The 26,679-nt window shown below is 65.9% G+C and carries 23 protein-coding genes and 1 pseudogene; 15 read left to right on the forward strand and 9 right to left on the reverse strand.

Features of this window, described 5'->3' with window-relative positions:
* Positions 1–191 precede the first annotated feature (191 nt).
* The gene (locus tag BJD12_RS14460) at positions 192–458 is read left to right on the forward strand and encodes a YkgJ family cysteine cluster protein (protein ID WP_074059403.1); all 267 of its coding nucleotides are present in this window, start codon (positions 192–194) and stop codon (positions 456–458) included.
* A 56-nt stretch (positions 459–514) separates the two neighbouring features.
* Here the strand turns inward: BJD12_RS14460 and BJD12_RS14465 are convergent, their stop codons facing one another.
* Entirely contained in the window at positions 515–1,060 is a 546-nt protein-coding gene (locus BJD12_RS14465; protein ID WP_039424448.1) for a gamma carbonic anhydrase family protein, read from the reverse strand.
* Positions 1,061–1,949: 889 nt separating this feature from the next.
* Here BJD12_RS14465 and BJD12_RS14470 point away from each other — a divergent pair.
* From BJD12_RS14470 to BJD12_RS14500, 6 genes and pseudogenes are all read left to right on the forward strand, one after another.
* Positions 1,950–3,260 carry an MFS transporter gene (locus BJD12_RS14470; protein WP_042828180.1) on the forward strand — a complete coding sequence of 437 codons (1,311 nt, stop codon included), beginning with the start codon at positions 1,950–1,952 and terminating at the stop codon, positions 3,258–3,260.
* A gap of 150 nt (positions 3,261–3,410) precedes the next feature.
* Positions 3,411–4,652, forward strand: a complete 1,242-nt coding sequence (locus tag BJD12_RS14475; protein ID WP_039425687.1) for an HD-GYP domain-containing protein — start codon at positions 3,411–3,413, stop codon at positions 4,650–4,652.
* Positions 4,653–5,201: 549 nt separating this feature from the next.
* Positions 5,202–5,678 carry a MarR family winged helix-turn-helix transcriptional regulator gene (locus tag BJD12_RS14480; RefSeq protein ID WP_005994036.1) on the forward strand — a complete coding sequence of 159 codons (477 nt, stop codon included), beginning with the start codon at positions 5,202–5,204 and terminating at the stop codon, positions 5,676–5,678.
* Positions 5,679–5,806: 128 nt separating this feature from the next.
* Positions 5,807–6,827: pseudogene (locus BJD12_RS14490) on the forward strand (SphA family protein).
* A gap of 33 nt (positions 6,828–6,860) precedes the next feature.
* Positions 6,861–7,628 carry a coniferyl-alcohol dehydrogenase gene (locus BJD12_RS14495; protein ID WP_005994041.1) on the forward strand — a complete coding sequence of 256 codons (768 nt, stop codon included), beginning with the start codon at positions 6,861–6,863 and terminating at the stop codon, positions 7,626–7,628.
* Positions 7,629–7,661: 33 nt separating this feature from the next.
* On the forward strand, positions 7,662–9,143 hold the full coding sequence (locus BJD12_RS14500; RefSeq protein WP_005994043.1) for a benzaldehyde dehydrogenase: 1,482 nt from the start codon (positions 7,662–7,664) through the stop codon (positions 9,141–9,143).
* 124 nt (positions 9,144–9,267) lie between these two features.
* On the opposite strand, the gene BJD12_RS14505 is transcribed toward BJD12_RS14500, so the two are convergent.
* Complete coding sequence (locus tag BJD12_RS14505; protein WP_005994045.1) at positions 9,268–10,164, reverse strand: helix-turn-helix domain-containing protein; 897 nt, start codon at positions 10,162–10,164, stop codon at positions 9,268–9,270.
* Between the two features lie 97 nt (positions 10,165–10,261).
* Between BJD12_RS14505 and pobA the strand changes: the two genes are divergently transcribed.
* Entirely contained in the window at positions 10,262–11,440 is a 1,179-nt protein-coding gene (gene pobA / locus BJD12_RS14510) for a 4-hydroxybenzoate 3-monooxygenase (protein WP_005994047.1), read from the forward strand.
* A 211-nt stretch (positions 11,441–11,651) separates the two neighbouring features.
* A complete protein-coding gene (locus tag BJD12_RS14515) occupies positions 11,652–12,164 on the forward strand; it encodes a nuclear transport factor 2 family protein (protein WP_005994049.1) in 513 nt (170 codons plus the stop codon).
* Between the two features lie 114 nt (positions 12,165–12,278).
* On the opposite strand, the gene glpK is transcribed toward BJD12_RS14515, so the two are convergent.
* The 7 genes from glpK to BJD12_RS14550 all read right to left on the reverse strand — a co-directional run bounded on the left by glpK (position 12,279) and on the right by BJD12_RS14550 (position 20,480).
* On the reverse strand, positions 12,279–13,778 hold the full coding sequence (glpK, locus tag BJD12_RS14520) for a glycerol kinase GlpK (RefSeq protein WP_042828185.1): 1,500 nt from the start codon (positions 13,776–13,778) through the stop codon (positions 12,279–12,281).
* A gap of 130 nt (positions 13,779–13,908) precedes the next feature.
* Positions 13,909–14,730 (reverse strand): MIP/aquaporin family protein, encoded by an 822-nt coding sequence (locus tag BJD12_RS14525; protein WP_005994052.1) that lies wholly within the window; start codon positions 14,728–14,730, stop codon positions 13,909–13,911.
* Between the two features lie 169 nt (positions 14,731–14,899).
* Positions 14,900–16,414, reverse strand: a complete 1,515-nt coding sequence (gene glpD, locus BJD12_RS14530) for a glycerol-3-phosphate dehydrogenase (RefSeq protein WP_005994054.1) — start codon at positions 16,412–16,414, stop codon at positions 14,900–14,902.
* A gap of 218 nt (positions 16,415–16,632) precedes the next feature.
* Complete coding sequence (locus BJD12_RS14535; protein WP_042828187.1) at positions 16,633–17,454, reverse strand: DeoR/GlpR family DNA-binding transcription regulator; 822 nt, start codon at positions 17,452–17,454, stop codon at positions 16,633–16,635.
* Positions 17,455–17,595: 141 nt separating this feature from the next.
* Positions 17,596–18,579, reverse strand: a complete 984-nt coding sequence (locus tag BJD12_RS14540; protein WP_005994058.1) for a PDR/VanB family oxidoreductase — start codon at positions 18,577–18,579, stop codon at positions 17,596–17,598.
* The gene (locus BJD12_RS14545) at positions 18,572–19,375 is read right to left on the reverse strand and encodes a GntR family transcriptional regulator (protein ID WP_005994060.1); all 804 of its coding nucleotides are present in this window, start codon (positions 19,373–19,375) and stop codon (positions 18,572–18,574) included. The genes BJD12_RS14540 and BJD12_RS14545 overlap by 8 nt, the downstream gene beginning before the upstream one ends.
* Positions 19,376–19,397: 22 nt before the next feature.
* Positions 19,398–20,480, reverse strand: a complete 1,083-nt coding sequence (locus tag BJD12_RS14550; protein ID WP_039429008.1) for an aromatic ring-hydroxylating dioxygenase subunit alpha — start codon at positions 20,478–20,480, stop codon at positions 19,398–19,400.
* A gap of 256 nt (positions 20,481–20,736) precedes the next feature.
* Between BJD12_RS14550 and BJD12_RS14555 the strand changes: the two genes are divergently transcribed.
* From BJD12_RS14555 to BJD12_RS14580, 6 genes are all read left to right on the forward strand, one after another.
* Positions 20,737–21,600, forward strand: coding sequence for a CoA transferase subunit A (locus tag BJD12_RS14555; protein WP_005994064.1), 864 nt, complete (start codon positions 20,737–20,739; stop codon positions 21,598–21,600).
* The gene (locus BJD12_RS14560) at positions 21,597–22,385 is read left to right on the forward strand and encodes a CoA-transferase subunit beta (protein WP_005994066.1); all 789 of its coding nucleotides are present in this window, start codon (positions 21,597–21,599) and stop codon (positions 22,383–22,385) included. The genes BJD12_RS14555 and BJD12_RS14560 overlap by 4 nt, the downstream gene beginning before the upstream one ends.
* Positions 22,382–23,590, forward strand: a complete 1,209-nt coding sequence (pcaF, locus tag BJD12_RS14565) for a 3-oxoadipyl-CoA thiolase (RefSeq protein ID WP_005994068.1) — start codon at positions 22,382–22,384, stop codon at positions 23,588–23,590. Before BJD12_RS14560 ends, pcaF begins: the two co-directional genes overlap by 4 nt.
* An 82-nt stretch (positions 23,591–23,672) precedes the next feature.
* Positions 23,673–24,404 carry a protocatechuate 3,4-dioxygenase subunit beta gene (gene pcaH / locus BJD12_RS14570; protein WP_005994070.1) on the forward strand — a complete coding sequence of 244 codons (732 nt, stop codon included), beginning with the start codon at positions 23,673–23,675 and terminating at the stop codon, positions 24,402–24,404.
* Positions 24,405–24,408: 4 nt separating this feature from the next.
* On the forward strand, positions 24,409–24,972 hold the full coding sequence (gene pcaG, locus BJD12_RS14575; RefSeq protein ID WP_005994073.1) for a protocatechuate 3,4-dioxygenase subunit alpha: 564 nt from the start codon (positions 24,409–24,411) through the stop codon (positions 24,970–24,972).
* A 352-nt stretch (positions 24,973–25,324) separates the two neighbouring features.
* The gene (locus BJD12_RS14580; RefSeq protein WP_042828193.1) at positions 25,325–26,677 is read left to right on the forward strand and encodes a 3-carboxy-cis,cis-muconate cycloisomerase; all 1,353 of its coding nucleotides are present in this window, start codon (positions 25,325–25,327) and stop codon (positions 26,675–26,677) included.
* Positions 26,678–26,679: the final 2 nt, after the last annotated feature.

Genomic DNA, 26,679 nt, shown 5'->3' on the forward strand with positions numbered 1-26,679 from the left:
ACATGCGCATTCCAGGCTGCGCGCCGTTGCGCGGGTCGCGTGCCGCCACCACAACCACTGCGCTCACTGTCAGGCGGACCCGCGCGTTCCGCAGCATCGTCGCCAAGTACGCGGACTTTTGGTCCGCGTGCCTGGCCCACTGTCACCGGCGCTCGCTCGCTACGCTCTGCTGGCCGCTCTAAACTGCGCGCATGACTTCTGCCATGTTGTGCCGCGCCGGCTGCGCCGCGTGCTGCATCGCGCCCTCGATCAGTTCGCCAATTCCCGGGATGCCCAATGGCAAGCCGGCCGGGGTGGCGTGCGTACAACTGGATGCGCAGCTGGGCTGCCGGCTATTCGGGTCGCCGCAGCGCCCGGCGGTCTGCGGCAGCCTGCGGCCGTCGCTGGAGATGTGCGGCACATCGCGCGAACAGGCGCTGAGGATGCTGACGGCGCTGGAGCGCGCCACACAGCCCTGAAGCACCAGGCCTGCGCTGGCGCGTCGACGCCAGTGAGGATCCGGCCGCGGGCCTGCTCAGTCGCCGGCCGGCACGCCCAGATACTGGTCCTTGAGCCGCACATAATGCTGTGCGGAGTAATGCAGGCTTTCGATTTCCCTGTCGCTGAGCGTGCGCGCCAGCCGCGCCGGATTGCCCAGCCACAATTCCGCTTCGCCAACCACCTTGCCTGGGCCTACCACCGCACCGGCGCCGACAAATCCGTAGCGTTTGATGGTGGCGCCATCCAGCACGCAGGCGCCCATGCCGATCAGGCACAGGTCTTCGATGGTGCAGGCATGCAGGATGGTGCCGTGGCCCACGGTCACGTCGGCGCCGACGAGGGTTGGATAGCCGGCCTTGTTGAACGGGCTGTGGTGGCTGACGTGAATGATGGTGCCGTCCTGCACATTGGTGCGCGCACCGATCTGCACATGATTGACGTCGCCGCGGATCACCGTGCCCGGCCACACCGAGACATCGTCGCCCAGGCTCACCTTGCCGATGATGGTGCAGGCCGGGTCGACATAGACGCGGTCGCCCAGCTGTGGGGTGTGGTCCAGAAACGGGCGAATCGGGGTCACGGCACTCTCCGGCAAGTCAGCGTGCCGCCAACTGCGGACACGGGTGGATGATACCTGTGCGGTGCATGTTGCTGCGGCGGTGCTGCGCGATGGGTGCAGGTGGCATAGATGCGCGCTGTGGATGCGTTGGAGGCAGCGCGTTTCGATGCGTGTGGGCGAGCTATGGTGTCGCGCATGTGAGCCGGAGTTTCGACGTCACGCACGGTGTTGTTGCATGCGCATGCTGTCTCTCCCGCGCTATGACAGACGGGCAGCGCGTTCGTAAATCACGAGGCGTGCAGGTGCGGAACAGCTGACAAAACGCGTGCGCGACCGACAGGCGGGCGCGTCCGTCCGGTCATCGGAATCGGCATGGGCTACTCGTAGTCCCCCGATTCTGAGTGCGCAGTCCATTGCCATCTGGCGGTTGCTCGCCAGAATGTGTCAGCTGCCATGAGCCGAAAGATCCTTGTTGCCGTGACATTCGCCGATGAAGTGCCTTATGCAAGGTGGCGCGACATTCCGAACAAGCGCCGCACACTCGCGTTAAGCGCGATCTCAAACAGCTAAGCGGTTAACGATGCGGCCAACAACGCTGCAGCGCGACGGATCTGATCACCAGTCGCGCTTCATTGCTTGAGGCGCAGCCGCCAACGCAGACGCCACATCCGAACGCAGCGCTGCACAAGCGAAGTCCATCAGGCTTGCATCCGATAAGCGCACAGCACTGCGGTAATCGGCCTTGAACGGCACCTGTCACTGGCCTAGCGTGCATGCTGCTGCCACCCACCGGTCGCGGCTGCCGCGTGCACAAGATCTGCAAGGTTGCGCGGACGTGGCCTCCCCTGTCGCAGGCCCGATGCAAGAGCCCCAACGCGACGCCACCCCAGCTCTCTCACAGGACACGCCAATGCTCCAGAGCACGCCAACACCCACGCACTTCGCCTTGGAGCGGATGACGCCATTCCAGTGGAGGGCCGTGGCGGTGTGCGTGCTGCTGACGATGCTCGACGGCTTCGACGTGATGGCAATGGCGTTCACCGCCCCGCACGTGTCGGCCGACTGGCAACTGTCGGGCAAGCTGCTGGGGGTGCTGTTCAGTGCCGGGCTGGTCGGCATGGCAGTGGGCTCGCTGTTGCTGGCGCCGTTGGCAGACCGCATCGGCCGGCGTGCGCTGATCCTGGTGTGTCTGGCCATCCTGACCGTGGGCATGGGCGCATCCGCACTGGCCGGCAACGCCTGGCAGCTGGGCGCGCTACGGGCGTTCACCGGGATCGGGATCGGCGGCATGCTGGCCTGCGTGGCGGTGACCGCTGCCGAATATTCCACAGCTCGGTGGCGCAGTACGGCAACGGTGCTGCAGGCCACCGGCTACCCGGTGGGGGCGACAATCGGGGGCGCGATCGCAGCGCTGCTGTTACAGCATTGGTCCTGGCCATCGGTGTTCTGGCTGGGCGCGCTTGGCGCGCTGCTCTGCGTGCCGTTGGTGCTGGCCTGTTTGCCCGAGTCGCTGGAATTTCTGATTGCCCGCCGGCCGGCCGGCGCACATGCGCGTTTCAATGCGGTGTTGGCACGCATGGGGATGCCGCCGCATCCCCAGTTGCCGTTGCCACCGGCGCAAGCCGCCGGGCAGGCGCAGGGTTATGCGGCTCTGTTCGTCGGTCCCATGCGGCGGCCATCGCTGCTGATCGCGCTGGCATTTTTCCTGCTGATGTTCGGGTTCTATTTTGTGCTCAGCTGGACACCCAAACTGCTAGTGACGACCGGCCTGTCGGCAGCCCAGGGCGTCACCGGCGGGGTGCTTCTGAATCTGGGCGGCATCGTCGGCGGCACGGTGTTCAGTTGGCTGGCCCTGCGCGGCCGCTTGTCGCCGCTGACAGCCGGCGCGCTGGTCATGATGGCAGTGGCGATGGTCGCGTTCGGGCTGAGCAGTACGGTGTTGCACTGGGCATTCGCCACCGCGCTGCTGACCGGCGCGGCCATGAGCGCTGCGATGGGCGGGCTGTATGCAGTGGCGCCGGTGGTCTTCACGGCGGCGGTGCGCTCCACCGGTATGGGCTGGGCGATTGGTGTGGGGCGATTTGGCGCGATTGTGTCGCCGCTATGCGCCGGGGTCCTGCTGGATGCTGGGTGGTCGCCGGCCATGTTGTATCTGGCCTGCAGCGTGCCGTTGCTGTTCGCTGCCGCCGCGGTGGTGGCGATGCGCCTGCCGGATCGCTGAACTGCTCAGCCTGCAGGTCAAAACCGCGCCGACCAAGCAGCCGAGCTTTGCGCCGGCTAGCCAAAGAAATCGCAACGCCTGCCGATAACTTCGAAGACCGCCAAGCCCGTGGCGGACTCTTCCGTGGACATCGTGCAGACCAGCGCCGGCATGCTCAGAACCATCGACTCCGACCAACTCCGCCCTGGCATGTATGTCTGCAAGCTGCTGGGCGCCTGGGTGCACCATCCGTTTTGGAAGACATCGTTTCTGGTCGATTCCGACGATGTGGACAAGATCCATGGCAGCCGGATCGAGCAGCTGGTGATCGACACCGCACGCGGGCTGGATGTGGATGCGGGTACAACCGTCGACCAGCAGGACGCCGGCGATGCGCCGCCGCAACCGCCGCCGGAGCCGGAGCCGGAACCTGCTCCCACCGCGCGCAGTACCCGCACCGGCAGCGTCACCGCTCAGGTCGGTATCGAGGCCGAAGTGGTACGTGCGCGGCGTATCTTCGAAGACGGTCGTGACACCGTGGAAGCGATGTTTCGTGACGTGCGGCTGGGCCGCACCGTCGACACCGAGGCCGCCATGCCATTGGTGGAAGCGATCAACGATTCGGTGCTGCGTCATCCGCAGGCCTTGATCAGCGTGGCGCGGCTGAAGACCGCAGACGACTACACCTATCTGCATTCGATGGCCGTGGCCGGGCTGATGAGCGGGCTGGCACGGCAGCTCGGTTTGCCCGACGGCCAGGTCGTGGAAGCGGCGATGGGGGGGCTGCTGCATGACATGGGCAAGGCGGTAACGCCGCTGGACATTCTCAACAAGCCCGGACGCCTGACCGACGATGAGATGGACGTGATGCGTCAGCATCCGCTGGATGGACATCGCCTGTTGGTGGCCGGCGGCGTACAGAACGCGGTGGTCCTGGAAATTGCGCTGCATCATCACGAAAAGATGGATGGCAGCGGGTATCCGAGCCGTCTGGTCGGCGAAGAGATCTCGCTGATGTCGCGCATGGGCGCGGTATGTGATGTCTACGATGCCATCAGCTCGGACCGGCCCTACAAGCGCGGCTGGGACCCGGCCGAATCGCTCAAGCAGATGGCGTCCTGGAAGGGGCACTTCGACCCGACGATCTTTCAGGCGTTCGTGCGCCGGCTGGGTATCTATCCGGTGGGCTCGCTGGTGCGCCTGGAATCGCAGAAGCTGGCGGTGGTGATCGAGCAAAGCCCGGATGCGCTGCTCAAGCCGAAGGTGCGCGTGTTCTACTCGGCCAAGCTGCGCAGCCACGTGCTGGTGCAGGACATCGACCTGTCGCGGCCCGACTGCCAGGACCGCATCGCGCAGATGGAAAGCCCGACCGACTGGGGCTTCCGCGATCTAGAGAAGCTCTGGCTGCCATAAGCGCGCTGCGCACTGCAGCGTTGCCGGGCGTTGCATGCGCGAGGTGCAGTCGCGTGCATCAACTGCCCCACGCTGCTGCGGCTTTCTGGGTGACGCCGGCAGCGACCTCCATGCTGCCGGACAGCGTAGACACCCGCAAAGAACGATGGCCCTGGCGCCTGGGCGGCGTCCGCCTGCCGTACCGCCTGGCTGGCACCCGTGCGGGCTAGCGAGCACGACCATGCTGCGCTGCAGCTTGGCAATGTAGTTATGAGCCATAACTATTACGGAACGCAATCACTTGCCGACCGGATCTCATGTCCAAGCCGTGCCTGGATCATCGCCGCCCATCGCACAGCGCAGCGTCGTACCGCTGCCCGGCGCGCGCGTGGAAAGGCGGTGCGGCGGCGGCACGCACATGCGCACAGTCATCGCACTTGCCGGCAGCCTGCATGTGCACATTGCCGGGCCTGGCCGCGTCTACAATGCGCTGCACGCCGGGGATCGGCGTTGCGGACCGGGCGCATGGCGCGTCCCGCTCCGCCCGCTGCCTTTGTCGCGAGAACCGTCATGCCCGCTACTGCCACTGCTGCACCGTTGCCCGACGCCATCACTGCGGTGGACCAGGCGCGCCTGCTGCGATTGCTGGGCTACCGCATTACCCGCACCGAGCTGCTGGTGCGCCGGATGTTTCAGGAATGCGTTGCCGCCTTCGATCTGAAGCCGGTCGACTTCTCGTTGCTGATGCTGGTGGATGGCAATCCGGGCATCAACCAGCGCCAGATCGGCGACGTGCTGCATGTCTCACCGCCGAACCTGGCCATCGTGGTGGCGCGGCTGGTCAAGCGCCGTCTGCTGCGGCAGGTGCGCGGGCGGCAGGACCGGCGCATGCAGCATCTGTCGTTGACGCCGGCCGGCGTCACCCTGCTGACCGATGCCGAAGCCGAAGTGCTGCGCATGGAACAGCAGCTCAGTGCGGTGCTCGGCACCAGCGAAGCGCCGCTGCTGCGCGCGCTCGATCGCCTGGATCGGCTCGACACGCTGTAAGCCCCCTGCGCCGGCCCTCTGCCGGCCTTACCAACGTCTTGATGGCACGTGCCGTACGCAGCGCGGGGATCGCCCCTGCCTGATCGCGTGCCAGGTGGCATGCCCGCTGTTTCCTTCCAACGCTGGAGATGTGCGCAGTGATTCGACCCTCGGTGGTGCGTGGCGTGGCTGGACGGACGGCGTGGCGGGTGCGTGCAGCCCTGGGCATCGTTGGGCTGCTTGCGAGCGGGGCAGCGCTTGGGCAGGGCGTGCCGCAGAGCATGACGTTGAGCAACGGCCTGAACACCGGTGGGACAAGTTTTCTGGATGGCTTTACCCGCACCACGCCCGGCTGGGCGGTGGTCACCTATCTGCGCCAGACCTCGCTGGATGCAGTCAAGGACGCACGTGGCGACGATGTGCCGGTGTTCGACAATCCGCGCATCGACTCGACACTGCTGCTGACCCAGGGTCGCGTACGTCACGCCCTATAAGCTGTTCGGTGGCGCGCTCGGCATCAATACGCTGCTGCCGCTGGTCAATCTGGATGCCTCGTTCGGCCGCAACAGCATCGCCAACTTGCGCGACAACGGCGCCGGGGTGGGCGACCTGACCTTCGGCCCGTATCTGCAGATGCTGCCGGTGATGCGCGACGGGCGGCCGGTGTTTTCGCAGCGCTTCGAGTTCAACGCGGTGGCACCGATCGGTAAGTTCGATCGCGACCGCGATCTCAACCAGGGCGCGGGCTATTGGTCGCTGATCCCCAATTACGCAGTCACGGTGCTACCTACGCCCAACTGGGAAATCAGCGCGCGCCTGAATTACGTCTACAACTTTCGCAGCGAACGCCGGCCCAACCTGCCCGGCGGGTTTGCCTTCCGCAACGGACAGGCCGGCGATGCGGGCTGGATCAACCTCGCCACGTCCTGGGAAGTGGTGCCGGACGTGCGGTTCGGCATCAACGCGTATTACCTCACCCAATTTCGCGATAACCGCACCAATGGCCAGCGCGTTCCCGACAGCCGCCAGCGCGTGTTCTACGCCGGGCCGGGAGGCGTGTGGCGGTTCGATGCCAACAACATCCTGTTCGCCAATCTTTACCTGCCGGTGGAAGTCAGAAACGCGGCTTCCGGCAACAACGTCAACCTGCAGTACGTCCATGTGTTCTAGCGCCGGCGCAGCCGGCTCCTACGGAGGGTGGCAATGAATTTGCAGAACAAGACGATCGTCGTGACCGGTGTGGCGTCGGGCATCGGCGCAGAGGTTGCGCGGCTTGCGCGGTTCCACGGCGCCACGGTGATCGGTGTTGATCGCACACCGGTGCAGATGACACTCCACGGTTTCCATCAGGCCGACCTGGGCGACCCGGCTTCCATCGATGCGCTGGTGCGCGCGCTGCCGCAGCAGATCGATGCGCTGGCCAACGTGGCCGGCGTGCCGGGTACCGCTCCGCTGGATGTGGTGGCACGCGTCAATTACCTGGGGCTGCGTCATCTGAGCCAGGCGCTGTTGCCGCGCATCGCCTCCGGCGGCAGCATCATCAATGTCGCGTCGATCCTGGGCGCCGAATGGCCGCAGCGGCTGGACCTGCATAAGCAATTGGCCGCCACCGAGAGTTTCGACGCCGGCACCCAATGGCTTGCCGCGCATCCGGTTGCGCATGACACCTGCTATCAATACTTCAAGGAAGCGTTGATCGTATGGACGTTGCTGCAATCGCGGTCGTGGTTTGCCGAGCGCGGTGTGCGCGTCAACAACGTCTCGCCCGGGCCGGTCTTTACCCCGATCCTCGGCGATTTCGCAGCCATGCTGGGCGAGGAGCGCGTCAAGGAGGATGCCAAGCGCATGACCCGCCCGGCGTATGCCGACGAAGTGGCCGAGGCCATCGTGTTTCTCGCATCCGATGCGGCGCGCTGGATCAACGGCATCACGCTGCCGGTCGATGGCGGCCTCGCGTCCACCACCCTGTAATTCCCCCATCGTTTTTTAGCAGGAGGCTAGACCATGAATGCTCTTCCCAGCGCAGCGATTGCCGCCACCGCGACACCCGCGTGGCACGGCTGCATCTTCAATGGCGAGTGGATACCGGGCCACGGTGGCGCGTTGCCGATCTATGAGCCGGCCACCGGCGGTTTGCTGCACGAGGTGAGCAAGGCCGATCTGGCCGATGTTGCCGCTGCCGTCGCACAAGCCAAACAGGCGCAGCGCGCCTGGGCCGCCACCGCGCCGCGCGAACGTGCTGCGGTCTTTCACCGTGCCGCGCAGGCGATGCAGGCACGCAGCGCCGAGGCCGCGTTGCTGATCGCACGCGAAACCGGCGGCATCCTGCCCAAGGCGCAGCGCGAGGTCGATGAAGCGGTCGCGTTTTACCAACACTCTGCTAGCCTGCCGTTGCAGGCGATGGGACAGGTGCTGCCGACCGGGGCCGGCCAGCTCAGCCTAGCGCGTCACATGCCATTGGGTGTGGTGGCGGTGATCTCCCCGTTCAACTTTCCGCTGATCCTGTCGCTGCGTTCGGTGGCGCCGGCATTGGCGATGGGCAATGCGGTGATCCTCAAGCCCGACCCGCGCACGCCGTACACCGGTGGCGTGATCATCGCGCAGGTGCTGGAAGAAGCCGGCCTGCCCAAGGGCCTGCTGCACGTGCTGCACGGCGATGCTCAAATCGGCCAGGCGCTGATGGAAGCGCCGGATATCCCGATGATCGCCTTCACCGGCTCCACTGCGGCCGGCCGGCGCATCGGCGAAATTGCCGGGCGGCATCTGAAAAAGGTGGCATTGGAGCTGGGCGGCAACAACGCGGTGATCGTGCTCGACGACGCAGATCTGGACCGTGCCGCATCGGCGATTGCCTTTGGTGCGTATATGCACCAGGGCCAGATCTGCATGGCCACCGGACGGGTGCTGGTACAGCGCAGCGTGGCGGAGGCGTTGACCCACCGTCTGGCGAAAAAAGCGCGGCATCTGCCGGTAGGCGATCCGGTCAGCGGCACCGTGGCCCTGGGGCCCATCATCGACCAGCGCCAGCTGCAACGGGTGATCGATATCGTCGCTGACAGCGTCGCTGCCGGTGCGGTGGTGGAAGCCGGCGCAACCAACGAGGGCCTGTTCTACGCACCGACCGTGTTGTCCAACGTGCGCCCAGGCATGCGCGTGTTCGACGAGGAAGTATTCGGGCCGGTGATCAACATCACCGTGTTCGACACCGACGAAGAAGCCGCGCAAATGGCCAACCACGGCGAATATGGGCTGGCCGCCGGCATCATGTCGGCTTCGGTCTCGCGGGCGTTGGCGCTGGGCGAACGCCTGCATCCAGGCCTGCTGCACATCAACGACCAGACCGTGTTGGACGAGGTGATCAACCCGTTTGGCGGCACCGGCGCGTCCGGCAACGGCACCAGCGTCGGTGGTCCAGCCGACTGGGAGCAGTACACGCACTGGCAGTGGCTGACCATCAAGAGCGAGGTGCCGCAATACCCGTTCTGATGGCGGGCGCCGAGATCGATGGGTTGGTTTCGGCGTGGGCGAGAGGCATGGTGCGATCGCGTCGCGGTGTGGGCCAATCGACGCCGTGTCGTTGCGTTTTTTCAGCACTGCCGGATCGACGCACTCACTCGCCGCTGCGAAAACGCGTCGGCGAGCAGCCTGCATGCCGCGCGAAGGAGCGGCTGAAATACGCAGCATCGAAAAATCCAAGCGCAGCGGCAATCTGCTGCACGCTCAAGCTGGTGTAGCGCAGGTTGCGACGTGCCTCGAGCATGATCCGGCGTTGCAGCAGTTCCAGGGCCGAGGCATCGGCAAGCCGTCGGCACACCGCATTGAGATGGCCCGGCGTCAGCCCCAGCTGGTCGGCGTAGCGGGAGATCGGCCAATGCGCGCGATAGTGCTGGTCGATCAAGGCCTGATACGCGCGCAGATGACGCAGCGCAGGATCGGCCTGCGCGTTGGCCACGGCCGCGTCTTGCAGACGTTGCAGCGCCGTGCGTGCGGTCCAGATCACCAACTGCGTCGCCGCGGCCTGCAGTGCGGCGTCGTGCCCCAAGCGCTGGTGCGCATGGTCGTCGGCGATGCTGCCGAACAGCACATCGAGCAGGCGTTGCGACGCCTTGACCGGCAGCACCGCCGGCATCGCCAGGCCGGATTGCAGCAGCGGCGCAGCGCTCAATGCGTTGCGCACCAGTGGCATGCACAAGGTGATGACGTGCCCGCGCACCTGCGGGTGGAACGCAAACCCGTGTACGTACAGCGGCGGCAGCCACACCACGGTGGCGCCGCGCAGGCGTTGGGTGCGTCCATCCAGTTGCAGTGTCGCCGACCCGCGCTGCACATACAGCAGCTGCGCTAGATCTTCATGCCGGTGCGGAGTGATGTGCCAGTCATGCAGCCGGCTGCGCGCGGCGATCGATTCCCAATGCAATAACTCCGGTGCGTCGGCGTGCCGCTCGCCATACAGGCCGAAGGCGGGAACAGCAGCGATTGCAGCAGAGTGGCGTGCGCGTGTGGGCATCGTCGAAAAGTCCAAGCACTGCACGCAATCATCCCTTCAATGGTCGCGCTTGGCTACCCACACTGCAGGTCTGATCATCGAAGGCAGGAGCGCCCCAATGCGGACGCAAATTGCAATCATCGGTGCCGGGCCATCTGGCCTATTGCTGGGCGAGCTGTTACTGCGTGCCGGTATCGACACGCTCATTGTCGAGCGGCAGACGCCGGGACACGTGATGGCCCGCATTCGCGCCGGGGTGCTGGAGCAGGGCAGCGTGGAGTTGCTGCAACGCGCCGGTGTAGGCGATCGCCTGCAGCGCGAAGGCCTGCCGCATCATGGCTTTGAGCTGTCGCTCGATGGGCGGCGTGAGCGCATCGATCTGCTGCGCGGTTGCGGTCGCGGGGTCACGGTGTATGGCCAGACCGAAGTCACTGCCGATCTGATGCAGGCGCGTCAGCGCAGCGATGCGCCGACGTACTACAACGCACGCGACGTCACCCTGCATGCATTGGACAGCGCGACGCCCAGCGTGGAGTTCATCCATGAGGGCCGCCGCGTGCACGTTGCCTGTGACTACATCGTTGGCTGCGACGGTTTTCATGGCGTCAGCCGCGCCAGCATCCCGGCCGAACGCATGCGCCTGTTCGAGCGCGTCTATCCGTTCGGTTGGTTAGGCGTGTTGGCCGACACGCCGCCGGTGCACGATGAGCTGATCTATGCGCGCCACAAGCATGGCTTTGCGTTGTGCTCGATGCGCTCGCCCACCCGCACGCGCTATTACGTGCAGGTGCCAGCTGACGCAAGTGTGGAAGCCTGGAGCGATGCGGCATTCTGGGATGCGTTGCGCGCGCGGTTGCCGGCAGCGCTGGCCGAGCAGCTAGTCACCGGCCCATCGATCGAAAAGAGCATTGCGCCGCTGCGCAGCTTCGTCGCCGAGCCGATGCAGTACGGCCGCCTGTTTCTGGCCGGGGATGCGGCACATATCGTGCCGCCCACCGGCGCCAAGGGGCTGAACCTTGCCTTGGCCGATGTCGGCCTGCTTGCGCAGCTGTTCGCACGCTGGAAGGCATCTGGCGATGCCGATGTAGTGCGGCATTACTCGGCGTTGGCGCTGCAGCGGGTGTGGAAGGCCGAGCGGTTTTCGTGGTGGATGACCACGCTGCTGCATACCTTCGACGACGAAGATGCCTTCACTGCGCGTATCCGCCAGGCCGAGCTGGAGTACGTGCTGGGCAGCGAGGCTGGCCGCGCGACCATCGCAGAAAACTATGCGGGACTGCCGCTGGTCGAGGTCTGATGCAGCGTGTTCAGAGGTAATGTTTTGATCACCTGGCCGTTGTGAAGTGCCCTGGTGCACTTCGGGGTGGCTAGCGCGGCAGCGGATGTGCTCGGTAGGGTGGCGTTGACGCGTGGCGGTTGCTGTCTGTGCAAGGACGCGTCGTTGCCCCAATCGCGCCGTGTGCCAACTCCCCCGCGAGCGCACGGCCCGTTTCCTCTCAGGAGATCCCATGAAAAAGATCGTTTCCCGCGCCCTGTTGCTGATCATGCTGGTCGCACCGATGGCGGCGTTCGCGCAGACCGCCGTCACTGAGAATCCCAATCACCAGAAGATGCTGCTCGGTTCCACCTGGCCCGAAACTGTTAACAAGCGGCTGGTTTACGACTTCTGGCGCATCGTGTTTGAAGCTGGCCAGGTGCAGGAAGCGCCGAAATACATGGACAAGAACTATATCCAGCACAACCCGAACGTCGCGAACGGTCGCGATGCCTTTATCGCGTTCCTGACAGCGTTTGTGCCGCCAACGCCGGTACAGGCACGCGTGCAGTTGCCGCTGGTGGCCATTACCGCGGATCGTGATCTGGTCACGCTGGTGTCGGTGCGCACGCTGCCGGACCCGCGTGATCCGAGCAAAACCTATACCACCACCTGGTTCGATATGTTTCGCATCGAAAAAGGCCTGATCAAGGAGCACTGGGACCCGGACACCATTGCCGGCCGCGCCAATACCGGCGGCCAGTAATTGTCGCAGCACTGCGGGGCTGCCCAATGCGGCCCTGCGGTGCGTCGTCCGAGCGAACAGCCGACATAACCGTGCGCCCACCCGATGGTGGGCGCAGTCGTTTGAGCGCAGCTGTCAGCTGATGCGGAAGCCCATCGTCGCTTCCACCGCCTGCTGCCAACCCGCATAGAGCTGCTCGCGCTTGTCCTCGGCCATGGCGGGCTCGAAGCGTCGATCCACTGCCCATTGCGTGGCGATTTCTTCGCGGCTGCTCCAGAAGCCGGTCGCCAGACCCGCCAGGTAGGCCGCACCGAGCGCGGTGGTTTCGGCCACTTCCGGACGCAGCACCGGCACGTTGAGAATGTCGCTCTGGAACTGCGCCATGAAATCGTTGGCGATCGCGCCACCATCGGCGCGCAGTTCCTTCAACTCGATGCCCGAATCGCTCTGCATCGCGGTGAGCACGTCGCGGGTCTGATACGCCATCGATTCCACCGCGGCACGCACGAAGTGCTCTTTCGTGGTGCCGCGGGTCAGGCCGAATACCGCACCGCGGATGTCGCTGCGCCAGTACGGCGCGCCCAGGCCGACGAAGGCCGGCACCAGGTACACGCCATCATTGTCGCCGGCACGCTCGGCATATGCCTGCGAGTCGCTGGCTTTGCCCAGCATGCGCAAGCCATCACGCAACCACTGCACCACCGAGCCGGCGACGAAGATCGCGCCTTCCAGTGCGTACTCGACCTTGCCATCGATACCCCAGGCGATGGTGGTCAACAGACCGGCCTTGGAGGCCACCGCCTTGTCGCCGGTGTTCATCAGCATGAAACAGCCGGTGCCATAGGTATTTTTCGCCATGCCCGGTTCGAAACAGGCCTGGCCGAACAACGCCGCCTGCTGGTCGCCCGCGATGCCGGCGATGGGCACCTGCTCGCCATAGAAATACTGGGTCTGGGTCATGCCATAGACCTCGCTGGAGGAGCGCACCTCCGGCAACATCTGCGCCGGCACGTCCAGCATCTCCAGCAGTTCGGCATCCCATTCCAGGGTGTGGATGTTGAACATCATGGTGCGCGAGGCGTTGGTGTAGTCGGTGACGTGCACCTTGCCGCCGGTGAGGTTCCAGATCAGCCAGCTGTCGATGGTGCCGAAGGCCAGTTCGCCATTACGTGCGCGCTCGCGTGCGCCTTCCACGTGGTCGAGGATCCACTTGACCTTGGTGCCGGAAAAATAGGCATCGATCAGCAGCCCGGTCTTGTCGCGCACCATCTGCTCGTGCCCTGCCTCCTTGAGCTGGTTGCAGATGTCCTTGGTCTGTCGCGATTGCCACACGATGGCGTTGTAGATCGGCTGGCCGGTGGCCTTGTCCCATACCACCGCGGTCTCGCGCTGGTTGGTGATACCGATGCCGGAGATCGCGCGCGCATCGATCTGCGCGTTGTTGAGCAGCTCGGTAATGGTGGTGTAGACGCTGGTCATGATCTCGCGCGGGTTGTGCTCCACCCAGCCCGGTTTCGGGAAGATCTGCCCGAACTCGCGCTGCGCCACGCCGGCCACCTTGCCCTGGCGATCGAACAACATCGCGCGCGAGCTGGTGGTGCCCTGATCGATCGCAAGGACGTATTGCTTTTCCATCGAAGATTCCTCAAACAATGCCGGCATTGGCGCGCGGCGAGAGTGGTCGGTGCAGCCTGGGAGCGATGCGCGTGGCGGCAGTGATCAGTCGCCCGCGCATCGTCGTGGTGGCCGATTCAAGGCACGGCGATTAGCGCGGATCGAGCGGCCCGGTGTCGCCCTGCAGATGGCGCACGCGCGCCGGCAGGAACGGCAGGATCAGCCATTGGTACGCCAATGCGCCGATCGGCCCGCCGATCAAGGGGCCCACAATCGGGATCCACCAGTAATTGTCCTTGGCCGGCAGCGCGGCCTCGCGCCAACCGGCGAAGTAGGCGAACAGCCGCGGGCCGAAATCGCGCGCCGGGTTCATCGCCCACGCTTCCAGATAGCCCATCGACGCGCCCAGCGTTGCCACCAGCAGGCCGATCATCAACGCGCCGGAATTGGCGCCCGGTGCGGCTTCGTTGAAGCGCTCGGTGATGGCGAAGATGCCGAAGATCAAAAACGCGGTGATGATGATCTGGTCGACCAGCGCATGCATCGGGGTGACCGCAAGACCGGGCGCGGTGAAGAACACCCCGGCCGCGCCGCCCGCTTCGCGGGTGAGCTGCTGCACCTGGTTGAAATGGTCGATCACCGGCCCGTACAACTGATAGACGATGGCCGCGCCCAGGAAGGCGCCGACGACCTGGGCAATCCAGTACGGCACCACCTTCTTCCAGGAAAAATCGCGGAACAGCGCCAGTGCCAGCGTCACCGCCGGGTTGGCATGCGTGCCCGACACCGAGCCGGTGACATAGATCGCCAACGTCACTGCCAGGCCCCAGGCGATACACACGCCCCAATAGGCGTTCTGATACGGGCTGGGGTCGTAGAGGATGTACATCGCTGCAACCGAATCGCCGAGCGCGATGATGATGAACATTGCGATCGCTTCGGAAATCAACTCACCCACAAGTTGGCGGTTCATGCGCGCATGCTCGTGAGAAGGTCATTGCAACGAACAGGGGATTGCGACGCGCGCGTTGGTGCGCAGGGGGAGTGGGTCGTGCTCATCGGGGGTGCCCTCCACAGGCTGATGCAGGCAGTGCGCCAGGATACGTTGCCGGACGACCCGTCCTCGCCGGCAACGCGGTGTGTCAAACGGTCGCGACATCTGCTGATGGGTGTACCTGCGTCTGCAGATAGTCTTCCAGCCGCTGGCGTCCGGCCGCATCGAGCCGCAGCCCGAGTTTGCTGCGACGCCACAGGATATCGTCGGCGGTCTGCGCCCACTCGTGTTGACGCAGATAGTCCACCTCGGCCTGATATAGGTCTGCACCGAAGTGCGTGCCCAGGCCGGCAACATCTTGCGCATCGCCCAGAAGCTGCTCTGCAGAGGTGCCGTAATTGCGTACCAGCCGCTGCGCGGTGGCGGCAGGCAGCCAGGGGCGTGCGCTGCGCACACGTTCGAGCAGGCTGGCGATATCGCGCTGTTCGCCGCCCGGCAGCGCGTCGCCGCGCGCCGTCCACGCCGGCTTGCGTGCGCCCAGCGCATGCGTCAGGCGGTCGACCGCCTCTTCGGCGAGTTTGCGGTAGGTGGTCAACTTGCCGCCAAACACATTGAGCAATGGCGCGCCGTCGTTGATGACTTCCAGTTGATAGTCGCGCGTTACCTCGGCGGCGTTGTCTTCTGCATCGTCCAGCAACGGACGCACGCCGCTGTAATTCCACACCACATCCGTGGGGCTGATCTGCTGCTGGAAATACAGGTTCACCGCATCGCACAGATACTGCACTTCGGCCGCGTCGATCTTGGGTGCGGCGGGGTCGGCCTCGTAATCGACGTCGGTGGTGCCGATCAAGGTGAAGTCGTGCTCGTAGGGAATGGCGAATACGATGCGCCGGTCCGGTTGCTGGAAGATATAGGCGTGATCGTGATCGAACAGTTTGGGCACCACGATGTGGCTGCCCTTGACCAGGCGCAGCGCGTGTTGATGCGGCACCGCCGCCACCTTGTCCAGGAACGACACCGCCCAGGGCCCGGCCGCATTGGCCAGTGCGCGCGCCTGCACGGTGCGGCGGCGGCCATCGCGGTCTTCGAGCTCCGCGTACCAGAACCCGGCATCGCGCCAGGCCCCCACGCAACGCGTGCGGGTGTGGATCTTGGCGCCGCGCTTGGCGGCATCCATTGCATTGAGCACCACCAACCGCGCGTCCTGCACCCATGCGTCGGAATACACGAAGCCGGTGCGCAGCGATTCCTGCAGCGGCGCGCCCACCGGGTGGGTGCGCAGCGACAGCCGGCGCGAGCGCGGCAGACTGCGCTTGCTGCCCCCGAGATGGTCGTATAGGAACAGGCCGGCGCGAATCATCCAGGCCGGACGCAGATGCGGCTGGTGCGGCAACAGAAAGCGCAGCGGCCAGATGATGTGCGGGGCCAGGCGCAACAGCACTTCGCGCTCGGCCAACGCCTTGCCGACCAGTGCGAATTCGTACTGCTCCAGATAACGCAGGCCGCCGTGGATGAGTTTGGTGCTGGCGCTGCTGGTATGTGCGGCCAGATCATCCTGCTCGCACAGACACACCGACAGGCCACGTCCAGCTGCATCGCGGGCAATACCTACCCCGTTGATGCCGCCACCTACCACCAGAAGATCGTACGTCTCGCCCATCGGTGCCTCCGTCCAGGTGCGCTGTGAGCGAACCTAAGTTGTCATGTTCGAACATATTCGAACATCCAACCTTTTCGGGACGTGAAGACGCGGACTGCCCTCAAACCTGACGAATTTGGTCGCGAGAGCAATCGATTATCGGAATTCGATTTATTTTATGAATCAAATGTGGCGTTTTCGAAGAAGCCCGCATCGAAAATGTACTTAAACGAACAAATTCAGCCGTCAGCGTCCGCCAGATGCACCCGGGTGCCGGCCTCTGCCAGCACGCTGGCCAGTTCCTGGGGCGGCGGGCGATCGGTGAACCAGTCGTGCACCTGTGCGATGGCGCCCAGCCTCACCATGGCGTTGCGGCCGAACTTGCTGTGGTCGGCGGCCAGCACTACTTGGCGCGAGTGCTCGATGATGGCCTGGGCCACCCGCACCTCCTGGTAGTCGAAATCCAGCAAGGTGCCGTCCAGATCGATCCCGGAAATGCCGATCACCCCGAAGTCCACCTTGAACTGACGGATCAGTTCCACCGTGGCTTCGCCGGTCACGCCCTGGTCGCGCCCGCGCACCACGCCGCCGGCCACGATCACCTCGAAACTGGGATTGGCGCTGAGCATCACCGCCACGTTGAGGTTGTTGGTGATCACGCGCAGGCCGCGATGCTGCAGCAGCGCGCGCGCGACTTCTTCGTTGGTGGTGCCGAGGTTGATGAACAGCGAGGCATCGTCGGGAATGAAGCGCGCGACGTGCGCGGCGATGTGCTGCTTTTCGCGTGCCTGCAGCGCCTTGCGCGCGGTGTAGGCCAGGTTCTCCACGCTGGAGGGCATGCTGACGCCGCCGTGATAGCGGCGCAGCACCCCGGCATCGCACAGCAAGGTCAGATCGCGCCGGATGGTCTGCGGGGTGACCTCAAAGCGCGTGGCCAGGCCTTCCACATCGGCAAAGCCCTGCTGCCGCACCAGCGCCACCAATTGCTCCTGGCGCGGGTTCAAGGCCGGCGCCGGGACAGTCCTGTAGTGAGTTGACTCCATGCGCTGATGATCGCGCATGCGCGTGAGGATGCAAGCACAGCGGTTGCTGGCGATGCTCGGTCGCGCAGACGCGTCGGTGTACGCCGACGCATCTTGCATGGCGAGTTCAGCAGCACCGCGCCAGCACGACAGCGGGCGCGATACGCATGCTGACGATGCCTAGCCCAGCTCGCCGCGGTAGCCGGTGTCGATGCTGATGCTGCCGCCCACCGCGCGCGACACGCACGCGCACAGCTTGCGATTTTCGCGGCGTTGTTCGTCGCTGAAAAACACATCGCGGTGATCGATATCGGCAGCGCTGTCGAGCACCTCCACCGCGCACAGGCCGCATTCGCCACGGCGGCATTCGGCGATCAGTTCGACGCCGGCATCGGCCAGCGCATCGAGCATCGATTCGTTTTCGGCCACCGGCACTTCCAGGCCCAGCCCGGGCAGCTTGACCACGAACGCCTGCGCCGGCACCCGTCCGCTATTGCCGAAGGTCTCGAAGTGCAGCCGCGCACGCGGGCGGCCGGCGGCATGCCAGTGCTGGCGCACGGCCTCCAGCATGCCCAGCGGGCCGCACACATAGACCTCGGCATTGGGCGAAAGCCGTGCCAGTTCGGCGGCAAGATCGGGCGGGCCGTCGGTGTCGTCGCAATGCAGCTGCATGCGTGCGCCGAGCAGCGCCTCCAAGGGTTCCACGTAAGCCATCGCGCTGCGCGAGCGCCCGACATACAGCAGGCGAAACGCCTGGTGCCGCTGCGCCAGCCGTTGCGCCATGCCCAGGATCGGCGTGATGCCGATACCGCCGGCGATCAACAGGATTTCTTCGCCACTTTCGTCCAGCGCAAAGTTGTTGCTCGGGGGCGACATTTCCACCACATCGCCCGGTTGCAGCGTCCACATATGCAGCGAGCCGCCGCGGCTGTCGGGCATTTGCCGTACCGCGATCTGGTAGTACCCGTCCGCCCGCGGCTCGCCCACCAGCGAGTAAGAGCGCACATCGCTGCGGCCGTTCAACTGCAGACGAAAATCCAGGTGGCTGCCCACCTCGAAGGCACGTACTGCAGTGCCTGGGTCGAGCACGATTTCGCGCACGCCCTCGCAGGCGTCGGCGATGCTGACGACATGGGCGCGATGCCACTGGGTGTCTTTACGCATGGGGAACTCCAGGCAGAAAAGCGTGCCGGGCAGTGCCGGCGGTGGATGCATGGGCGTGGCCGAGCAGGGCGCCACCGTGCACCTTGGCGATGGCTGCGGGGGTTTGCAGGATGTGGCGCAGATTGCGGTGGGCCAGACGGGCGTGCTCGCACATCAGCGCTTCGGCGCGGCTGCCCTGGCGCTGCGTGATGGCGGCGATCACTTCGCGATGCTGGTCCTGCGCCACGGTCAGGATCACCTGCGCATCGGCAGCACTGGTCTGGGCCATGACCAGGCTGTTGGGCGAGGCGAACGGCAGTTGCAGCACGCGGGTGAGCTCGCGGCCGAGTACATCGCTGCCGGCCATCGCCACCAACAGGGCATGGAACAGCGCGTTGGCCTGGACATAGGCGGCGAAGTCGATGGCGTCCTGCGGCGCGCCGACGATGGCATCGAGCGTCTCCAGCAGCTGATGCGCCTGGGCCAGCTGCGCGGCAGTCGCCCCGCGCTCGGCGGCCATGCGCGCGGCCAGGCCTTCGAGCGTGCCACGCAACTCGATGGCATCGTGCACGTCGTGCTCGCTGAAGGCCTGCACCGCGTAGCCGCCGCCCGGCAAGGCGCTGGCCAGGCCTTCTTCGCACAGGCGCTGCAGTGCCGCGCGGACTGGCGTACGCGACATGCCCAGCCGCTGCACGACCGCCACTTCGGACAATCGCGCACCGGCGGGCAGGGTGCCGTCGAGAATCAGCTCGCGCAGCGAGAGCAGCGCGCGCGTGGTCTGTGCCGCGCTGCTGTGGAACGGTGTGGTCGGTGGCATGGGAGGCTCCTGCGCGCTGCGCTCAACCCACCATGCGCAGCGACAGATCCTGCGCGCGCTGTTCGTGCGCGATCAGGCGATCGATCACCCGCCGCGCCCACATGCCGCCGGCATCGACGTTGAGGTTGTAGAAGGTGTGATCCGGATGCGCGTCGATGGCGCGTTGCTGCGCTTCCAGTATCGCCTCGTCCTCGCCGAACACACCGGTGACCCCGGCGCGGGTAAGCGTGGTCAACGACTGATCGTGCAGCGCGTAGTTGCGCATGAATGCCCAGAAGTAGTGGCAGGTGGTGTCGGTTTCCGGCGTGACGGTGTTGAGCACGTAGCCGTTGACGCCCTGGCTGCGGTCGCCCTCCGGCGCACCGGTGCCGGCGATGGCCACTCCGACATCGATGGCGATGGTGCCGGGCGCCTCGAAGCGGATGATCTGCCAGCGGTCGACCTTGCCGTGGTAATCCAGATGCCGCGCGATCTGGCTGGCCCAGAACGGCGGCGCGTCGATGTTGCGCATCCAACGCGACACCACCACCGAGCGGTCGCCATGCACCACATCGAACGGCGCCTCGGCGATTTCGTCCTGGCCGATGCTCGAACCATGCACGAAGGTCTCGTGGGTCAGGTCCATCAGGTTGTCCAGCACCAGCCGGTAGTCGCACTTGGCGTAGATGGTGCGGCCATCGCCGGCCCATGCCGGGTCATGGGCCCAATGCAGGTCGGGGATCAACGCGGTGTCGGCCTTGGCGGGGTCGCCCGGCCAGATCCACACATAGCGGTGCTTCTCGGCCACCGGAAAACTGCGCACGCAGGCCGACGGGTTGATGGTTTCCTGCGAGGGCATGTGCACGCAGCGGCCCTGGGTGTTGTAAACCAGGCCGTGGTAGCCGCACACCACATCGTCGCCACGCAGCTTGCCCATCGACAGCGGCACCAGCCGGTGCCAGCAAGCGTCTTCCAGCGCGACCACTGCGCCGGCCGTGGTGCGGTAGACCACCACCTCGAGGTTGCAGACCTTGCGTGGCGTCAGTGCGTGCTTGATTTCGTGGTCCCAGGCGACGGCATACCACGCGTTGAGGGGAAACAGCGGCTTGGACTGGGACTCGGACATGACCGTGACTCCTGGGGTTTTGTATACAACCTGGGGTACGAATCGGCGCACGGCGCCGGCGTGCAAGCAGTTGACGCGCATGCCAACGCTGGCGTCTGCTTGCAAGCGAAGTTATGTATACACCGGAGACAATGTCGAGACATCACTACATTCGCAAAGTTGTGCGGTTATCGAATGTAAATACCGATAATCGGATTGACCGAGCCATCTGGCCGGCTCTACCGTGATGGCTCGTTCGTAACCCAGGCGTGCTGCCATGGCCGAAGTCGTTTCCCTGAGAGAGGCGGTGTCCCACCTGATCGCCGACGGTGATTGCGTGGCGATGGAAGGCTTCACCCATCTGATCCCGCATGCGGCCGGCCATGAGGTGATCCGCCAACGCAAGCGCGACCTGCGCCTGGTGCGCATGACCCCGGACCTGATCTACGACCAGCTGATCGGCGCCGGTTGCGCGGCGGCATTGCGGTTTTCGTGGGGCGGCAACCCGGGTGTGGGCTCGCTGCACCGCCTGCGCGATGCGGTGGAACACGCCTGGCCGCAGCCGGTGCAGATCCGCGAACACAGCCACGCCGACATGGCCAACGCGTATGTGGCCGGCGCCTCCGGGTTGCCGTTTGCGGTGTTGCGCGGTTATGTCGGCTCGGACCTGCCGCGCGTCAACGACAGCATCAAGTTCCTGCAATGTCCCTACACCGGCGAGACGCTGGCCACCACGCCGGCGGTGAACCCCGATGTCACCGTGATCCACGCACAACAGGCCGACCGCCGCGGCAACGTGTTGCTGTGGGGCATCCTTGGCGTGCAGAAGGAGGCGGCGCTGGCCGCGCGCAAGGTGATCGTGACGGTGGAAGAGATTGTCGACACGCTCGATGCGCCACCCAATGCCTGCATCCTGCCGCGCTGGGTGGTCGATGCGGTCTGCCATGTGCCCGGTGGCGCCGCGCCGTCGTACGCGCATGGCTACTACGCCCGCGACAACCGGTTTTATCTTGAGTGGGACGCCATTGCGCGCGATCGCGCGCGCTTCCAGGCGTGGATCCAGACGCATATCCTGGACACCGACGACTTCGCCGCATTCGTGCGCTTCCATGCGCACTCGCAGCAGCAGGTGGCGGCATGAGTGCGTACAGCACCAACGAAATGATGACCGTGGCAGCCGCGCGCCGCTTACCCGACGAGGCGGTGTGTTTCGTCGGGATCGGCCTGCCGTCCACCGCGGCCAATCTGGCCCGGCTCACGCATGCGCCGGATGTCACCTTGATCTACGAATCCGGTCCGATCGGCGCACGCCCGGACGTGCTGCCGCTATCGATCGGCGACGGCGAGCTGGCCGAGACCGCCGACACCGTGGTCTCCACGCCGGAAATCTTTCGCTACTGGCTGCAGGGCGGTCGCGTGGACGTGGGGTTTCTGGGCGCGGCGCAGATCGACCGTCATGCCAACCTCAACACCACCGTGATCGGCGACTACGCAGCGCCGAAGACGCGCCTGCCCGGTGCTGGCGGCGCGCCGGAAATCGCGGCAAGCGCCAAGCAGGTCTTCATCATCATGCGCCAGTCCAAACGCAGCTTCGTGCCGGCACTGGATTTCATTACCACCGTCGGGCATCTGGAGGGCGGCGATGCGCGCGCGCGCGCCGGCCTGCCCGGCGCCGGCCCCACCGTGGTGGTCACCGACCTGTGCGTGATGGAGCCCGATCCGGTCACCCGCGAACTCACGGTCACCACGCTGCATCCGGGCATCAGCCGCGAGCAGGTGAGTGCGGCCACCGGTTGGCCGATTCGTTTTGCCGACGCACTTGCCCAGACCCCTCCGCCCACCGCGACCGAGCTGCAGGCACTGCGCGCGCTGCAGGCACGCACCGATGCCGCGCACGGCACCCCGTCCGCCGGGGCTGAGGCATGAGCGAGGTCTATCTGATCGATGGTATCCGCACGCCCATCGGCCGGTACGGTGGTGCGCTGTCCAGCGTGCGCGCCGACGACCTGGGCGCGGTGCCGATCGCCGCGTTGCTGGCCCGCCATCCGCAGCTGGACCCCGCCGCGATCGACGATGTGTATCTGGGCTGCGCCAACCAGGCCGGCGAAGACAACCGCAATGTCGCGCGTATGAGCCTGTTGCTGGCAGGCCTGCCGAGTTCGGTGCCGGGCAGCACGCTCAATCGCCTGTGCGGTTCCGGGCTGGATGCGATCGGCACGGTGGCGCGCGGTATCCGTGCCGGGGAACTGGGGCTGGCGATCGCCGGCGGTGTCGAATCGATGTCGCGCGCGCCCTGGGTCATGGGCAAGGCCGAAAACGCCTTCGCCCGCACCCAGCAACTGGAAGACACCACCATGGGCTGGCGCTTCATCAACCCGCGCCTGCAGGCCGCCTACGGCACTGAGTTGATGGGCGAAACGGCTGAAAACGTCGCGCAGCGCTACGCAATCTCGCGCGAAGAGCAGGACGCCTTCGCCCTGCGCAGCCAGCAGCGCGTGGCCGCCGCCCAGGCCGCCGGGTTCTTCGATGCAGAGATCACCTCGGTGCCCGTGGCTGCGCGCAAGGGCGGCGATGTCGGTACCGTGGAATACGACGAGGCGCCGCGCCCGAACACCACCGCCGAGATGCTGGCCAAGCTCAAGCCGGTATTCCGCCAGCCCGGTAGCGTTACTGCCGGTAATGCGTCCGGCATCAACGATGGTGCGGCCGCGTTGTTGCTGGCCTCGGCGCAGGCGGTGCAGGCGCATGGCCTGACCCCGCGTGCGCGCGTACTGGGTTTTGCTGCGGCAGGTGTCGAGCCGGCCTACATGGGCATGGGCCCAGTGCCGGCCACGCAGCGCCTGCTGGCCCGGCTGAACCTGCGTATCGAGCAGTTCGATGCGATCGAACTCAACGAAGCCTTCGCCGCGCAGGCGCTCGCGTGCATGCGCGCCTGCGGGTTGCCCGACGCTGCCGCACACGTCAACGCCAACGGTGGCGCCATTGCGCTCGGTCATCCGCTGGGCATGAGCGGCGCGCGGCTTGCACTTACCTTGCTGCGGCAACTGGAAGCCAATAACGGCCGACTCGGGCTGGCCACCATGTGTATCGGCGTGGGGCAGGGCGTGGCACTGGCGCTCGAGCGCCTGTGAGCCAGCCCACTGCAACCAAGTCGCTGCTACTGCACACCCACATCGCTTGACCATGCCGCACTGCGGCGCAGGAGATCTCACGATGCGCGATGCCAACGTTGATCCGTCGCTTACAGACCCGCTGCTCGGCTACCGCCGTACCCGGCCTGGCACGCAGCCGGCGTATGTGCATCCGGCTTACGCCTCCACTGCCTTGCGCGGCCCCACGCGTGCGCCTATCGATCTCCCGGCCACGCTGTCGGAAGTCACCGGCCCGCGCCTGGATCGGCTCACCCTGGGCGAGCATGCCGCCGACCTCACCGCAGGTTTCAGTGGTCAGCCATTGGGCGAGCGCATCATCGTGTCTGGCCGCGTGCTCGACGAAAACGGTAGGCCGGTGCGCAACAGCCTGGTGGAAGTGTGGCAATGCAATGCCGCCGGTCGTTACCAGCACGAAGGCGATCGCCACGACGCACCGCTGGACCCCAACTTCCGCGGCACCGGCCAGGTGCTCACCGATGAGTGCGGCCGCTACGTCTTCAAGACCATCAAGCCAGGTGCGTATCCGTGGCGCAATCACTACAACGCCTGGCGGCCGGCGCATATCCATTTTTCGCTGCATGGCGATGGCATCGGGCAACGCTTGATCACCCAGATGTATTTCCCCGGCGACCCGCTGCTGGCGCACGACCCCATCTACAACTGCGTCGACGACGCGCTGGCGCGCGAGCGCATGGTCTCCAGTTTGGACTGGGAAAACGCGGTGAGCGAATATGCGCTGGCCTACCGCTTCGACATCGTGCTGCGCGGCCGCAAGCAAACGGTCTGGGAGTGACGCGATGAGCCTGCACGCAACCCCCTCGCAAACGGTCGGCCCGTATTACCGGCTTGGCCTGGAACCGCTGTATCGCGACAAAATCGCGCCGGCGCATGCCACCGGCACGCAGGTGCACATCAGCGGCTGCGTCTTCGATGGTGCCGGCACCCCGGTGGCGGACGCGGTGCTGGAGCTGTGGCAAGCCGATGCCGCCGGCATCTACGCGCATGCTGCCGATGCCCGTTCTGCGGCGCACGACGCCAGTTTCGATGGTTGGGGCCGGGTGCCAACCGATGCGCAGGGGCGTTTTCGCTTCAGCACGGTCAAGCCGGGTGCCGTCGCCGGGCCGGAGGGCAAGGCGCAGGCGGCGCATCTGACCGTGCTGGTGTTCATGCGCGGGCTGTTGCGCTGCGCATCGACGCGGCTGTACTTCGCCGACGACCCGCAGTTGGGCAGCGACCCGATTCTGGCGCTGGTACCGGCCGCGCGCCGCGACACCCTGCTGGCCCAGCCAACGGGCAATGGTGTCTACGCATGGGATATCCACATGCAGGGCGAGATGGAAACCGTGTTCTTCCGGTATTGATGCGCAAATTGGCAAGCACGGTGCGTGCCCCGATTTGCCGCGAGCGTCAGAGATTGAAGGAAGAAGGTCCGCCTCTGCCACATCGCGCGCGGTGCGTTGCTCGCGCAACCGGTGTCTCCAAGTGCGGCCGATCCGGCCAGGTAGCCAGCATGCGCCACGCAGCAATCGATGAGCATGACGGCTCGCAAGCGTACGCCTTGGTGCCCAGGGCGCGGAGACAAAACCAGGTGTGCACGCGATCACCTTCGCCAGCCACGGCCGCGCTGCGGTATGTCGCGCGCATTGCCCTAACGTCTAGTTGGCACCCCTGTGCTTCGGTGCCATGCTGCCGGCACGCCAAGAGATGCGATGCATGAGTGCGACGTCGTTGTTGTTGGGATCCCTGTTCGGCGAGCCTGCGTGCGACGCAGTGTTCGATGATGCGGCGCGGGTGCAGGCCATGTTGCATTTCGAATCCGCGCTTGCCCGCGCGCAGGCGCAGTGCGGTGTCATTCCTGCCGAGGCTGCCGCAGCGATTGCAGCGGCCTGTCAGGTGCAGCACTACGACATGGCCGCCCTGGCGCAGGCCACCGCGCTCGCCGGTAACCCTGCCATTCCCTTGGTCAAGGCGCTGACTGCGCGCGTGGCCGCGCACGATGCGGCGGCTGCGCGCTGGGTGCATTGGGGCGCCACCAGCCAGGACGTCATCGATACCGGCAGCGTCTTGCAGCTACGCGCCGCCCTGGACCTGCTGCTGCCGCGTCTGCATCAGTTGTGCGACATCTTGGCTGCGTTGGCCGAACGCGAGCGCGACACCGGCCTGCCCGGGCGCACCCTGCTGCAGCAGGCCGTGCCGGTGACCTTCGGGCTCAAGGCGGCCGGCTGGCTGGACGCCTTGCAGCGCGCGCATCGGCGCCTGCATGCATTGCGGCACGACGCGCTGGTGCTGCAGTTCGGTAGTGCGGCCGGTACCTTGGCGTCCTTGCAGGAGCGCGGTCTGGACGTGGCCCAGGCGCTGGCGACAACCTTGGCACTGCCCCTGCCGGCGTTGCCCTGGCACACCGCGCGCGACCGCATCGTCGAGGTCGGCTGTGCGTTCGGCCTGCTTGCCGGCACGCTGGGCAAGATCGGCGGCGACGTGGTGCTGTTGATGCAATCGGAAGTCGGTGAGGCATTCGAGCCTGCGGCGGCCGGCAAGGGCGGCTCGTCGGCGATGCCGCACAAGCGCAATCCCGTGGCCAGCGTGGCGGCCGTGGCTGCGGCGACCCGTGTGCCCGGGCTGATCGCCACCTTGTTCAGCGCGATGGCACAGCCGCATGAGCGTGCCGCCGGGCAATGGCATGCCGAATGGGACACCTTGCCGCAGATCGTGTGCCTGACCGCCGGCAGCCTGGCGCAGATGCAGGCCTGCCTGGCCGAGCTGGAACTGGACCGCACGCGCATGTGCCAGCACCTGGACAGCCATGGCGGCGTGCTCTACGCCGAGGCGGTGGTGTTCGCGCTGGCCCCGCAGCTCGGCAAGCCGCAGGCGCACGCGCTGGTCGAACAGGCGGTGGCGCGTGCGCAGGTGCAGCAGCGGCATCTGCGTGAAGTGCTGGCGGAGGACGCCCAGGTGAGCGCGGTACTCACGCACGCGCAACTGCAGGCGGTGTTCGATAGCGACAGCTGGCGCGGCATGTCCTCGGTGTGGATCGATCGCGTACTGGCCGCCCCTCACTTCCGTTGACG

Origin of the sequence: Xanthomonas vesicatoria ATCC 35937 (genome assembly GCF_001908725.1) — a bacterium.
In the GTDB taxonomy this organism is placed as follows: Bacteria; Pseudomonadota; Gammaproteobacteria; order Xanthomonadales; family Xanthomonadaceae; genus Xanthomonas; species Xanthomonas vesicatoria.